At 57.5% G+C, this 12888-nt stretch carries 12 protein-coding genes; 7 read left to right on the forward strand and 5 right to left on the reverse strand.

Annotated elements, in window-relative coordinates; all coding sequences use genetic code 11:
- Positions 1 to 99 precede the first annotated feature (99 nt).
- Complete coding sequence (gene ilvD, locus ACR0JG_RS16275; protein WP_480571149.1) at positions 100 to 1932, reverse strand: dihydroxy-acid dehydratase; 1833 nt, start codon at positions 1930 to 1932, stop codon at positions 100 to 102.
- Positions 1933 to 2036: 104 nt separating this feature from the next.
- On the opposite strand from ilvD, the gene ACR0JG_RS16280 reads away from it, so the two are divergent.
- The 4 genes from ACR0JG_RS16280 (at position 2037) to ACR0JG_RS16295 (ending at position 5010) form a co-directional block, all read left to right on the forward strand.
- Positions 2037 to 2594: an XRE family transcriptional regulator gene (locus ACR0JG_RS16280; protein ID WP_170395136.1), complete on the forward strand. Its 558-nt coding sequence runs from the start codon at positions 2037 to 2039 to the stop codon at positions 2592 to 2594.
- A 14-nt stretch (positions 2595 to 2608) separates the two neighbouring features.
- Complete coding sequence (locus ACR0JG_RS16285) at positions 2609 to 2878, forward strand: CBU_0592 family membrane protein (protein WP_170395139.1); 270 nt, start codon at positions 2609 to 2611, stop codon at positions 2876 to 2878.
- Between the two features lie 93 nt (positions 2879 to 2971).
- Positions 2972 to 3826, forward strand: a complete 855-nt coding sequence (gene sseA, locus ACR0JG_RS16290) for a 3-mercaptopyruvate sulfurtransferase (RefSeq protein ID WP_480571152.1) — start codon at positions 2972 to 2974, stop codon at positions 3824 to 3826.
- Positions 3826 to 5010, forward strand: a complete 1185-nt coding sequence (locus tag ACR0JG_RS16295; RefSeq protein WP_170515810.1) for an amino acid aminotransferase — start codon at positions 3826 to 3828, stop codon at positions 5008 to 5010. Before sseA ends, ACR0JG_RS16295 begins: the two co-directional genes overlap by 1 nt.
- Positions 5011 to 5079: 69 nt before the next feature.
- Here the strand turns inward: ACR0JG_RS16295 and ACR0JG_RS16300 are convergent, their stop codons facing one another.
- A complete protein-coding gene (locus tag ACR0JG_RS16300) occupies positions 5080 to 6402 on the reverse strand; it encodes an ammonium transporter (protein WP_170395150.1) in 1323 nt (440 codons plus the stop codon).
- A gap of 33 nt (positions 6403 to 6435) precedes the next feature.
- Positions 6436 to 6774 carry a P-II family nitrogen regulator gene (locus tag ACR0JG_RS16305; RefSeq protein ID WP_039541190.1) on the reverse strand — a complete coding sequence of 113 codons (339 nt, stop codon included), beginning with the start codon at positions 6772 to 6774 and terminating at the stop codon, positions 6436 to 6438.
- Positions 6775 to 7031: 257 nt separating this feature from the next.
- Between ACR0JG_RS16305 and ACR0JG_RS16310 the strand changes: the two genes are divergently transcribed.
- Positions 7032 to 9218, forward strand: a complete 2187-nt coding sequence (locus ACR0JG_RS16310; protein WP_170647320.1) for a PBP1A family penicillin-binding protein — start codon at positions 7032 to 7034, stop codon at positions 9216 to 9218.
- A 57-nt stretch (positions 9219 to 9275) separates the two neighbouring features.
- Here the strand turns inward: ACR0JG_RS16310 and leuB are convergent, their stop codons facing one another.
- Entirely contained in the window at positions 9276 to 10379 is a 1104-nt protein-coding gene (gene leuB / locus ACR0JG_RS16315; protein WP_480571155.1) for a 3-isopropylmalate dehydrogenase, read from the reverse strand.
- A gap of 91 nt (positions 10380 to 10470) precedes the next feature.
- Here leuB and ACR0JG_RS16320 point away from each other — a divergent pair, with 91 nt between their 5' ends.
- Positions 10471 to 10998: a redoxin domain-containing protein gene (locus ACR0JG_RS16320; RefSeq protein WP_480571158.1), complete on the forward strand. Its 528-nt coding sequence runs from the start codon at positions 10471 to 10473 to the stop codon at positions 10996 to 10998.
- Positions 10999 to 11004: 6 nt separating this feature from the next.
- Here the strand turns inward: ACR0JG_RS16320 and ACR0JG_RS16325 are convergent, their stop codons facing one another.
- Positions 11005 to 11898, reverse strand: coding sequence for a LysR family transcriptional regulator (locus ACR0JG_RS16325; protein WP_480571162.1), 894 nt, complete (start codon positions 11896 to 11898; stop codon positions 11005 to 11007).
- An 83-nt stretch (positions 11899 to 11981) separates the two neighbouring features.
- Here ACR0JG_RS16325 and ACR0JG_RS16330 point away from each other — a divergent pair, with 83 nt between their 5' ends.
- On the forward strand, positions 11982 to 12887 hold the full coding sequence (locus ACR0JG_RS16330; protein ID WP_480571165.1) for a sugar nucleotide-binding protein: 906 nt from the start codon (positions 11982 to 11984) through the stop codon (positions 12885 to 12887).
- Position 12888 lies beyond the last annotated feature (1 nt).

Here is a 12888-nt window from a genome sequence, read left to right on the forward strand (position 1 = left end):
CGCCGCGCAAAGCGCGGCGCCGGGCCCAAATTCCTAAAGTGGAATCGGCGCAGCCGATTCCATGTATCGGGTGCGGGAGTGTTCGCTCACCCGCAGTGCTTAGACCTGACGGACGGCCCCTTTTGCGGCACTTGTCGTCAATTTGGCATAGGCTTTTAGCGCGGTGGACACTTTACGCTTACGTGGTGCAACGGGCTGCCAGCCCTTCTCGTCCTGCTCTTCGCGCCGCGCGGCCAGGTCTTCGTCGGAGACCGCCAGATGGATGCTGCGGTTGGGAATGTCGATTTCGATCGTGTCGCCGGTTTTCACCAAACCGATCTCACCACCTTCCGCTGCTTCGGGCGAGACGTGGCCGATTGATAAGCCCGAGGTGCCACCCGAGAAACGACCGTCAGTCAGCAGCGCGCAGGCTTTGCCCAGTCCCTTGGATTTCAGATACGAAGTCGGATACAGCATTTCCTGCATTCCCGGCCCACCACGCGGGCCTTCGTAGCGGATCACCACCACGTCACCTTCCTTGACCTTGCCGGTCAGGATGTCATTGACAGCCTGGTCCTGGCTTTCGCAGACATAAGCTGAGCCTGTGAATTTCAGGATGTTCTCATCCACACCCGCAGTTTTCACGATACAGCCGTCGCGCGCGATATTGCCGAACAATACTGCCAGACCGCCATCCTGGCTGAATGCATGCTCTTTCGAACGGATCACGCCGCCTTCGCGGTCAGTGTCTAGCTCCTTGTAGCGGTTCGACTGGCTGAAGGCTTGTGTAGTACGCACGCCGCCGGGCGCCGCTTTGAACAGGTCCTGAGCCTTCGGGTTGTTGGCGACTTTGATGTCCCAGTTGGCAATCGCTTCGCCCATGGTGCCCGAATGCACTGTATGGCAATCCTCATGCAGCAAGCCTGCGCGGCTGAGTTCACCGAGGATCGAGAAGATGCCACCAGCGCGGTGGACGTCTTCCATGTGCACGTTTTCGATGTTGGGCGCGACTTTGCACAAACAGGGCACTTGGCGGCTCAGGCGGTCCATGTCGGACATGGTGAAATGCACTTCACCTTCGTGCGCGATGGCCAGCAAATGAAGCACCGTATTGGTCGATCCACCCATTGCGATATCCAAGCTCATGGCATTTTCGAACGCGTCGAACGTGGCGATTTCACGCGGCAGGAAGCCTTTCTCGTCCAGATCATAGTGGCGCTTGGTGATCTCGACGATGCGGCGACCAGCTTCCAAGAACAACTCTTTACGGTCGGCATGTGTGGCCAGGGTCGAGCCATTGCCCGGCAGCGCCAGACCCAGTGCTTCGGCCAAACAGTTCATCGAATTCGCGGTAAACATGCCCGAACACGACCCGCAGGTAGGGCAGGCGTTTTCCTCGATGTGTTGAACCTGTTCATCGGTGAACCGGTCGTCGGCCGCAGCAACCATCGCGTCGACAAGGTCGATCTTCTTGGCGTCCAGATCGGCGATGTCGATCTTGCCCGCTTCCATCGGTCCGCCCGAGACAAAGATCGCCGGGATGTTCAGACGCATGGCCGCCATCAACATGCCGGGCGTGATCTTGTCGCAGTTCGAGATACAGACCATAGCGTCCGCGCAGTGGGCGTTAACCATGTATTCAACAGAATCCGCAATCACCTCACGCGAGGGCAGCGAATACAGCATCCCGTCATGGCCCATGGCGATGCCATCATCGACCGCGATGGTGTTGAACTCTTTGGCGACACCGCCAGCGGCCTCAACCTCATGCGCAACCATCTGTCCCAGGTCCTTCAGGTGGACGTGACCGGGTACAAACTGGGTGAACGAGTTGACGATGGCGATGATCGGTTTGCCGAAATCGTCGTCTCCCATACCGGTGGCGCGCCACAGGCCGCGGGCACCGGCCATGTTACGGCCATGGGTGGAGGTTCTGGATCGGTACATTGGCATGATGCTGTATCCCTATTGCCCAAACTGCGATATTGGGTGTGTACGTTATAGCGCACGTATCATATGTACGTTATAACGCACAAGACAAATCGCAGGGCGCGGGTATGGAATCGGACGAACTAACGCTGAAACTAAGGGATGTGCGGGCGGCATCCGGGCTGAGCCTGTCAAAAGTCGCGGAACTCACCGGGGTCAGCAAAGCCATGCTGGGCCAGATCGAGCGTGGCGAATCAAGCCCGACCATCGCGACCCTGTGGAAGATCGCGAAGGGTTTCCAGCTCCCGCTGAGTGCATTGATTGGTACTGCTGCAATGCGTGACACGACAGATGCTGATGTGTTCAGTACCGTGAGATTTCCGGGAAGTATCGAAGTCAAGATTGTCTTTCCTTTTGATCCCGCATTGGGGGCCGAAACATTTCATGTCGAGTTGTCACCCAATCAAAGCCACGAATCTCCGGCCCATGCAGCAGGCGTAACCGAAGAGGTTTTTGTTCTGAGCGGAGCTTTGGACGTGCTGCGAAATGGAAACTGGGTTCCGCTGCAATCCGGTCAAGGATTGCGATTTTCTGCGGATGTGCCGCATGGATACCGCGCTGGTGATCAGGGAGCTGCTTTTCTAAATATGCACCACTATTCGCAACCAGCGGAAGTTTCAGAATAGGAAAGCCCCATACAATGACCGCACTACTGGACAGTTTGACCGTCGTCGATGCCATCGGCTCATTCGGGGCTTTGATCGTTGTTGCGGCATATTTTGCGACCCAGATGCGAGTGATGAACTCGGAGGATCTGGCCTTTCCGCTGGTGAATCTTATCGGTTCGGTGCTGATCGTGTTCTCACTGCTGCAGAACTTCAATCTGGCGTCGATGCTGATCGAAGGCTTCTGGATCATCATCAGCGTTATTGGGATCATCCAGTATTATCGCCTGCGTCGTTTGCGATAAATCCAGTGTGGTTGGGACGCTAGCGCTATCCAGCCTTGAACCTGCATCCTGCCAAGTATAGGGAAAACCCAAGCTCGCTTAGGGGAGGCATAGATGCAGGACGATCCAAAAACCCTCGTTTCTACCGAATGGCTTGCCGCACATCTCAAGGATCCGGATCTAAGGATTCTGGATGGGTCGTGGTACCTGCCGCAGCAAGCGCGAGACGCCAAGGCAGAGTATGACTCTGCCCACATCCCTGGTGCGCGGTTCTTTGATATTGATGAGATATCCGACCATCGTTCCGACTTGCCGCATATGGCACCTCCGGTCGAGAAGTTCATGTCGCGCCTGCGCGCGATGGGCGTTGGCGATGGCCATCAGGTCGTGGTCTATGACGGTGCGGGGCTGATGTCGGCGGCGCGGGTCTGGTGGTTGTTCCGTCTGATGGGACAGGACAATATTGCTGTTCTGGATGGTGGACTGCCAAAATGGCAGTCCGAAGGGCGCGAGATCGAAGACCTGCCCCCCATTATTCGCGACCGTCATATGACGGTGCGGGTTCAGAACCACCTTGTCCGCGATGTGACGCAAGTTTCATCAGCCGCGAAGCTTGCGGATCACGAGATCATCGATGCCCGCTCGGCGGCCCGTTTCTTCGGGACCGAAGCTGAACCGCGCGAGGGGTTGCGCTCGGGTCATATCCCAGGCTCGCGCAACGTGCCTTTTGGAATGATGTTGAACAAGAATGGCACGATGAAGTCGCCCGAAGACTGCCGCGCGGTTTTTGAAGATGCCGGCGTCGACTTATCGAAACCCGCGATCACATCCTGTGGCTCTGGTGTGACTGCCGCAATTCTCAGCCTTGCATTGGAACGCATGGGCAAGAAAGACCACGCGCTATATGACGGCTCCTGGGCTGAATGGGGTGCCTTCCCAACCCTGCCCGTCGCAACCGGAGAGAACTGATGTTCGAGAACCTTAAACCGCAGCCAGCAGACAAGATTCTGGCATTGATGCAGATGTACCGCGACGACCCACGTGATCACAAGATCGATCTGGGCGTTGGCGTCTACAAGAATGCCGAGGGGGTCACTCCGGTGATGCGCGCGGTGAAAGCAGCTGAAAAGCGTATTCTCGAAGAGCAGGAGAGCAAGGCTTATACCGGTCTGGCTGGTGATCCAGCCTTTGCGGACGCGATGATCGACTTGATCCTCGGAAATTCTGTCCCGCGTGGCAACATTGCAGCCGTAGCCACCCCCGGTGGTACCGGAGCCTGTCGTCAGGCGTTTGAGATGATCCGTATGGCCAACCCCACCGCGCGTGTTTTCGTGTCGAACCCCACATGGCCAAACCATTTGTCGATCCTGAACTATCTGGGGATCGAGACAGTCCAATACCGTTATTTCGACGGAGAATCGCGTGGCGTCGATTTCGACGGTATGATCGAGGACCTGAAAACTGCCAATGCAGGCGACGTGGTTCTTCTGCACGGCTGTTGCCACAACCCAACGGGTGCCAACTTAAATATGGTGCAATGGCAAGAGGTCGTGAACCTGATCAACGCGCGTGGCCTCGTCGCAATGATCGACATCGCCTATCAGGGCTTTGGCGACGGTCTGGAAGAAGATGCGCAGGCAACCCGTCTGGTCGCATCGTCAGTGAAGCGCTGCCTGATCGCGGCGTCTTGTTCGAAGAACTTCGGCGTCTACCGTGAACGCACCGGCCTGCTGATGGCGATCAGTGACGATCCGGCACAGACTGCACTGAACCAGTCTACGCTGGCATTTCTGAACCGCCAGAACTACTCATTCCCGCCTGATCACGGCGCGCGGGTGGTGACGACGATCCTGAATGACGATGCTCTGCGGGCAGATTGGGCGACCGAATTGGAAGATGTCCGCCTTTCCATGCTGGGCCTGCGTCAGCAACTGGCTGATGAGCTGCAGAGCCTTAGTGGATCGGATCGATTTGGATTTATCGCCCAGCATCGCGGCATGTTCTCGCGACTGGGGGCCGCGCCAGAACTGGTTGAAAAGCTGCGTGCCGATCACGGCATTTACATGGTCGGTGACAGCCGTCTGAACATCGCTGGTTTGAACGCCAATACTGTGCCCATTTTGGCGCAGGCGATTGTCGATGTCGGCGTCTGAGCGATATCTTTGAATGAAGGAAAACCCGGGCGCGAACGCCCGGGTTTTTTTGTTTTACTTGGTTGGCTATTAGCCCTTGGAGAATTCCGGATACGCTTCCATACCCAGTTCAGCCATGTCGAGGCCGTTGATCTCGTCCTCTTCGCTAACACGGATACCTACGGTGGCCTTCAGGATCGACCAAAGGATAAGAGCAGCACCAAAGGTGAAGACACCATAAGCAATGATCCCGGTCAGCTGAGTGATCAGGCTGGCTTCGCCATAGAAGATCACGGCGATGGTGCCCCAGATGCCAGCGAACAGGTGGACCGGGATGGCGCCGACTACGTCGTCGATCTTGAACTTGTCCAGCATCGGAACCGCGAAGACCACGATGATACCGCCCACAGCACCGATCCACAGAGCGCCGAACAGGGTTGGGGCCAGCGGCTCAGCAGTGATCGACACCAGTCCCGCCAGCGCGCCGTTCAGCACCATGGTCAGGTCGGGCTTTTTGTACAGCAGCTGTGTCATGATAAGGGCGGCAACGGCTCCGGATGCAGCAGCCATGTTAGTGTTGGCAAAGATGCGCGATACGTCCGAGACATCTCCTACAGTGCCCATCGCCAGCTGCGAACCACCGTTGAAGCCGAACCAACCCAGCCACAGGATAAAGGTACCCAGAGTGGCCAGAGCCAGGTTCGAACCAGGCATCGGGTGCACTTTACCGTCCTTGTACTTACCGATGCGCGGCCCAAGGATGAGGGCACCTGCCAGAGCCGCCCAGCCACCGACCGAGTGCACGATGGTCGAACCAGCGAAGTCCGAGAAGCCTGCTTCGGACAGCCAACCACCACCCCACTGCCACGAGCCCGAGATCGGGTACATGATGCCGGTTAGGACAACAACGAAGGCAAGGAAGGGCCACAATTTGATCCGTTCAGCCACCGCACCGGACACGATCGAGGCGGTCGCTGCGACAAAGACAAGTTGGAAGAAGAAATCCGAACCGATTGAGGCGTAGTCAAGCGCCGCAGCATCTGCACCGACACCCACTGGGTCAAGCACGGTGGTCGAGAAGAACGGGCCCAGCCAGCCAGAAATGGTCCAGCCATCACCGGGGTACATCAGGTTGAAGCCGATCAGCCAGTACATGATCGCGGCGATTGAAAACAGCGCGATGTTTTTGGTCATCTGCATCGCGACGTTCTTTGAGCGCACCAGCCCGCCTTCGAGCATGGCAAAGCCTGCAGCCATGAAGAACACCAGGAAACCGCCCATCAGGAACAGCAGCGTGGTGAAGATATATTGGGTGTGTTGCGCGGGCTCTCCGGTAGCGGCCTCTTGCGCAAGACCCATCTGCGGCAGTGCGACGATCGCAGCGGCAGGGATGAGAGATTTCATCAGGTTCATTGTTAGTCCTCGAGTGATTGTGAGTAAGCGCGCTTAAAGCGCCTCTTCGTTGGTTTCCCCGGTCCGCACGCGCAGGGCTTGCTCGACATCGAGGACGAAAATCTTGCCGTCACCGATCTTGCCGGTCTTGGCGGTTGTGGTGATGGTTTCGACGATCTGGTCGGCCATGGTGGCGGGCACCACGATCTCAAGCTTGATCTTGGGAACGAAATTCACGGCGTATTCGGCACCGCGATAAATCTCGGTGTGACCCGATTGCGAGCCAAACCCTTTGATCTCAGTCACCATCATGCCGCGCACGCCTGCATTGGTCAGTGCTTCGCGCACCTCCTCAAGCTTGAACGGTTTGATTGTCGCAATGATCAGTTTCACGTCTTTCCCCTCTACTACTCCGGGCGGCCCGGCATTTTGCACCTGCAGAAAAATGCGCGACAGAGGTTCAGATGGAACGTTTTCGGAGGGTAAATGAGGGTAAAAAATCAGCAATTATGCACAATTTTTGCACAAAACACGCTATTTGGTGAAAATATAGGCAAACTTGTGAGGGGAAATACGGGTATTTCACACCTCTACATGGCCGTTCCGGCGGGGTATGGTGCCCCAAAAGCATAACCGGGCAGAGTTTGAGCATGACTGAGTCCAACCGTCGCAAATCGCGCCTTGTCGCGGATAAAAGGTACCCGTCCAAAGGCCGAAAGCCTGCGGCGACCAAGCGGGCAGCAAAACCTGCTGGTAAGAAGTCGACGGCCCGAAAAGCCGCTCCGCGCAAAACGGCGCGGAAGAAAACGCGGCGCAGTTCTGGTGGGAAGGGCGGTGGCATTTTCCGCCGGCTGTTCCGCTGGCTCTGGCGCATAATTTGGGGGATCACTTGGAGGGTCGGCGCAGTGGCGGGGTTGCTGTTGGCGCTGGCGGTGGGTGTTGTTTACACCTCATTGCCGGATGTCGATGCCCTGCTTGATGGGCGGGCACGTGGTTCGGTGACCTTGCTGGATCGCGACGGCAAGGTCTTTGCCTGGCGCGGCGATCAGTTTGGCGGCGTGATTACGGCGGATACAGTTTCGCCGCATCTCAAGAACGCCGTGATTGCAACCGAGGATAAACGGTTCTACCGCCATTTCGGCGTCAGCCCGCGCGGTGTCGCCAGCGCGGTACGCATCAACCTGAGCGAAGGACGTGGACCGCTGTCTGGTCACGGTGGTTCAACGATCACCCAGCAAACCGCGAAACTTCTATGCCTGGGTGTGCCTTATGAGCCCAGCGAATGGGAGTCTGAGGCTGCATATGAAGCCGATTGCCGTCAGGGTTCGCTATGGCGCAAGGCGAAAGAGGCAGTTTATGCCATTGCGATGGAGGTCAAATACTCCAAGGATGAAATTCTGACGATCTATCTGAACCGCGCCTTCCTCGGTGCGGGAGCCCGCGGCTTCGAGGCCGCCAGCCAGCGGTATTTCGGTATTTCGGCAGCCGAAGTGTCTCCGGCCGAGGCGGCAATGCTGGCAGGTCTATTGGTGGCCCCGACACGCTATGCGCCAACGAACAACCTGCAACGTTCACAAGATCGGGCACGTTTGGTGGTTGGGCTAATGGAGACTCAGGGCTATCTGAGCAGCGCGCAGGCCAGCGAGGCCCGCAGCCGTCCGGCGCAGTTGTCCGAGGCCGCTGCCGCGCGTGCTGGTGGTTACTTTGCCGATTGGGTCATGGCCAGCGGGCCAGAGTTTTTCACACGTAATACAACCGAGGACGTGGTGATCCGAACCACGCTGGATCAGCGCATTCAAACGTCGGCAGAAGAGGCGCTTAAATTCATCTTCCAGGAGAAAGTGCGCGAAGGGTCCAAAGCGCAGGCCGCTATTGTGGTGATGTCAGCGGATGGAGCGGTTCGAGGTATGGTCGGTGGGCGCAAGACTCGTGTTTCGGGGGCGTTCAACCGGGCTACGCAGGCTCTGCGTCAAACGGGTTCGTCGTTCAAACCGTTTGTCTATGCGACGGCCTTGGAGTTGGGATATTCACCGCTGGACACGGTGATGGATGAACCAACGTGCTGGAACATCGCAGGTTCTGGTCAGTGGTGCCCGAAGAACTACACCAATAAGTTCTATGGCCGGGTGACATTAGCAGATGCGTTGAAGAACTCGTTGAATATTCCCGCAGTCAAAGTGGCTGATATCTCGGGGCTGGACAACGTGCGCACGGTTGCCAGTGGTTTCGGCCTTTCAAGTGATCTGGCCGAGGGACTCGCGCTGGCGCTCGGCGCATCGGAAAGCACGCTGATAGAGATGACGGGCGCTTACGCCGGTATCTTGAACGGCGGTTCAGCGGTGGAACCCTATGGTCTGACCGAGTTGAAGCTGCTTGGTGAGACCGATCCAGTTATGATCACGACAACCGGTATCGGTGAACGCGTCATCAACGACAAGGCCGCCAAACAACTGACCTGGATGATGGAGCGTGTGGTCTCTGAAGGTACAGGCGGACGGGCAAAGCTGCCGGGCTGGCAGGTGGCGGGCAAGACCGGCACGACCCAGGCCGCACGTGATGCGTGGTTTATCGGATTTACCGCGGACTACGTTACGGGCGTTTGGATGGGGTATGATGACAATACGCCGTTGTCAGGTGTCACGGGTGGAGGCTTGCCGGCGGAGATATGGAAAGAGACCATGCTGCGCGTGACAGAAGGGATGACGCCCACGCCGTTACCCATGCTGGCGCCGGACCCACCGGTCAGAACCGCGCAGCCGCAGCAACAGCGCCGTAAGAATCAAACCGGTTTGGACCGTGCGATCAACAACCTGCTGAACAACATCTTCGGAAACTGACCAACAAAAAAAGGCGGTGCGCTGGGCACCGCCTTTGATGTCTGAATGATCGTAAGATCAGACGCTTTCGTCTAGCGCTGCCAGAATTGCATCACCCATTTCGCTGGTCGAAACCGGCTCAACCCCTTCTTCAGCCAGCAGGTCAGCCGTGCGAACGCCGTCGGCCAGAACCTTCTCGATCGCGGTTTCCAGACGATCCGCTTCGTCGCCCTGGTCAAAGCTGTAGCGCAGTGCCATGGCGAAGCTGAGGATACACGCAATTGGGTTGGCCTTGCCTTGACCTGTAATGTCCGGGGCCGAGCCATGCACGGGTTCATACATGGCCTTGGGGCGGCCATTCGCCATCGGTGCGCCCAACGAGGCAGACGGCAGCATGCCCAAAGACCCGGTCAGCATCGCTGCGCAATCGGATAGTACATCGCCAAAGAGGTTGTCGGTGACGATCACGTCAAACTGTTTGGGCGCGCGCACAAGCTGCATCGCGCCGTTGTCTGCATACATGTGTGACAGCTCGACCTCGGGGTATTCCTGACCGACACGTGTCACGACCTCACGCCACAGGATGCCCGATTCCATCACATTGGCTTTTTCCATCGAGCACAGTTTCTTGTTCCGGCGCATCGCCAGCTCAAACGCGGAACGTGCTGCGCGTTCGATCTCGGATTCGGTGTACCGCTGGGTGTTGATGCCAACGCGCTCATTGCCTTCTTCAAAGATGCCGCGCGGCTCACCGAAGTAGACACCCGATGTCAGCTCGCGCACAATCATGATGTCGAGGCCAGCGACCACATCCTTCTTCAGCGAAGAGAAATCCGCCAGCGCGTCGAAGCACTGAGCTGGGCGCAGGTTGGAATACAGGTCCATTTCCTTGCGCAAACGCAGCAGTCCGCGTTCGGGTTTCAGGCTGAAATCCAGATCGTCATACTTAGGGCCGCCAACAGCCCCCAGCAGCACAGCGTCGACCTCTTGTGCCTTGGCCATGGTCTCATCCGATAGGGGCTTCCCGTGCGCATCATAGGCAGCGCCGCCGACCAGATCCTCGCTCACGTCAAATTGAAGACCGCGATTGGCGCCGAACCAATCGATGATTTTGCGCACTTCGGCCATAACTTCCGGGCCAATTCCGTCTCCGGGCAGGATGAGGAGCGAGGGTTTGGACATCGACAGTCTCCTTGCGTTTTGTCGCACAGGCCCTAGCGTTTGCGGCGCATCGGGTCAATGAGACGAACCCATCAAATCACGAGGAAACCACATGCTGACACCCGGAAATCCGGCCCCATCGCTAAAAATCGAAACAGTAAGCCATGGCACCTTTGATCTTGAGCGCGACACTGGCGAAAACGGAACGCTGGTGATTCAGTATCGCGGTCTGCATTGCCCGATCTGCGTTCGCCAAATGGGTGAGGTCGAGGCTGCGCTGGATGAATTCGCCGAGCTGGGGATTGAGGTGATCATGATCACCACGGATACCGACGAACGTGCGGCCGAGACGGTTGAGAAGGCCGGAGTGTCGAAGCTGCGCGTAGGATACGGCCTGTCCATGGCCGACGCGCGGGATGTCTGGGGCCTGAACATCTCGGTGGCTCGTGAAGGTAGTGCCGAGCCAGCGTTGTTCGCTGAGCCGGGACATTTCTATATCAAACCTGATCAGACCCTCTATTACGTCTGGCAGCAGACAACGCCTTTTGCGCGACCGCCAATGTCGGACATCGTCGGCGGTTTGAAATTCACCTTGGCCTATAACTATCCTGCGCGCGGCACCTATACCGGCGCGCTGTAGGCGGTTTTAAAGCCGGGCCTTCAACCCGTCGGCCAACAGATCCCAGACTCTGCGAATGCGCGGGGTCTGTCGCATCGCCTGAGGGGCAGCCAACCAGACCGGCAGCACCGGTATCTCGACATCAATATCTAGCACTTCGACCAGAGGATCGGACTGCGCGATGCTGAGTTGGCTGAAGCCCACCCCACACCCTGCGCGGATCAATTCCCAATAGGCAGTCTGGTTGTCGCATCGCGTGGCAAAGCTGTCCCGGCTGGCAGGCCAGCCCTTGTTCCGCATAGCGGTGATAATGTCTTCATTGGTGTCAAATCCCACAAGGTCGTGCTGCATCAGCTCTGTCGGCGTTGTTGGTCGCCCCGCACGATCCAGATAGCTTTGGGCGGCGCAGAAACATAACGGCACCTCGCCGATATGCTTTGCCACGATGTCGACCTGTTCGGGCCGATACATGCGCACGGCAATATCGGCCTCGCGGAACAGCAAGTTTTCGCTGGCATCCGAGGCGACCAGATCAAGCTGAATCGCCGGTTCTGCCTCACGGATTGCGGCAAGTATCGGCGGCAACAGGTGATGCGATACAAATACCGAAGCGGTGATCCTGACCGACCCTTCCAGCTGTTGCGCCTGACCCGCTGCCGTCAGCCCCAGGGCATTGACTGCGCTGTACATCTGCTGCGCCATTGGCAGCACTTGCTGCCCCACCTCGCTGAGCGTCAGTCCACGCGCGTGACGATCAAACAGCGAGACCCCCAATTCTTCTTCCAGCGCATGCACCTGACGACCAAGCGTCGGCTGGCTGCGACCCAGTTGCTTTGCGGCTGCGGACAGTGAGCCGGTTTCGGCAACCACCAGAAAGCTTTGAACTAAGGACCAGTCGGATAGTTGGAGTGTTTTAGCCATTCAAAAACGAATACATAATCTGCGATTTTTCGCAATTTCCAAAACATCGTGATTGAATAGATTGATCCGGAACGGAGGGATCAATGCCACAAACGGTACTTATTCTCGGGGCCACCGGTCGATTTGGACGCAACGCTGCAAGAGCTTTTTCGGATGCGGGATGGATTGTGCAAAAGTTTGATCGACGCAGGGAGGAATTGCGCACGGCGGTACATGGAGTAGACGTCATCGTGAACGCCTGGAACCCGCTTTACCCCGACTGGGCGGAGCAGGTGCCAGAGTTGCATCGTCAGGTAATCGCCGCTGCATCAGAGCGTGACTTGACGGTCATTGTCCCGGGGAACGTTTATGTTTTCGGTGCGGATACGCCCGGCCCCTGGTCGACCAGGACACCGCATCTTGCGCGAAATCCGTTGGGACGCATTCGGATCGAGATGGAAGAGGCTTATCGTGCCTCGTCGGTTCGGACCATCATGTTGCGGGCAGGTGATTTCATAGACACCACGGCCTCTGGCAATTGGTTCGATCAGATTCTCATCAAACACTTGCGGCGCGGGCGCTTTGTGTATCCCGGCAATCCGGATATCGAGCATGCTTGGGCCTATCTGCCCGATTTAACTCGCGCTGCTGTGGAGTTGGCAGAAATGCGCAGCCTGCTACCGCGTTTCTGCGATGTCCCCTATGCTGGATACACCTTGACCGGCAATGAAATGGCATTGGCGCTTTCGCAGGTTGCGGGGCGTGAACTCACCCTTAAACAGATGGCATGGTGGCCTTTGCATCTGGCCCGCCCGTTCTGGCGTATGGCGCCTCATTTGCTTGAGATGAGGTATCTATGGAATACTTCTCACCGGCTGGACACACGCCTCTTTGATGCTCTGCTCCCGGAATTCGCGCAGACCGACCTAAATGACGCGTTGAGGAACGCCGTGTCTGAACCTGTGCAATATGAATCCCGCCAGCGATTCGGCACAGTCATACGGTCATGAT

The sequence above is a fragment of the Ruegeria sp. AD5 genome, assembly GCF_056542345.1.

Excerpts from the sequence above, each read along its gene's own strand:
- ilvD (WP_480571149.1), bottom strand. The coding sequence starts at position 1,932 with ATGCCAATGTACCGATCCAGAACCTCCACCCATGGCCGTAACATGGCC.
- ACR0JG_RS16280 (WP_170395136.1), top strand. The coding sequence starts at position 2,037 with ATGGAATCGGACGAACTAACGCTGAAACTAAGGGATGTGCGGGCGGCA.
- ACR0JG_RS16285 (WP_170395139.1), top strand. The coding sequence starts at position 2,609 with ATGACCGCACTACTGGACAGTTTGACCGTCGTCGATGCCATCGGCTCA.
- sseA (WP_480571152.1), top strand. The coding sequence starts at position 2,972 with ATGCAGGACGATCCAAAAACCCTCGTTTCTACCGAATGGCTTGCCGCA.
- ACR0JG_RS16295 (WP_170515810.1), top strand. The coding sequence starts at position 3,826 with ATGTTCGAGAACCTTAAACCGCAGCCAGCAGACAAGATTCTGGCATTG.
- ACR0JG_RS16300 (WP_170395150.1), bottom strand. The coding sequence starts at position 6,402 with ATGAACCTGATGAAATCTCTCATCCCTGCCGCTGCGATCGTCGCACTG.
- ACR0JG_RS16310 (WP_170647320.1), top strand. The coding sequence starts at position 7,032 with ATGACTGAGTCCAACCGTCGCAAATCGCGCCTTGTCGCGGATAAAAGG.
- leuB (WP_480571155.1), bottom strand. The coding sequence starts at position 10,379 with ATGTCCAAACCCTCGCTCCTCATCCTGCCCGGAGACGGAATTGGCCCG.
- ACR0JG_RS16320 (WP_480571158.1), top strand. The coding sequence starts at position 10,471 with ATGCTGACACCCGGAAATCCGGCCCCATCGCTAAAAATCGAAACAGTA.
- ACR0JG_RS16325 (WP_480571162.1), bottom strand. The coding sequence starts at position 11,898 with ATGGCTAAAACACTCCAACTATCCGACTGGTCCTTAGTTCAAAGCTTT.
- ACR0JG_RS16330 (WP_480571165.1), top strand. The coding sequence starts at position 11,982 with ATGCCACAAACGGTACTTATTCTCGGGGCCACCGGTCGATTTGGACGC.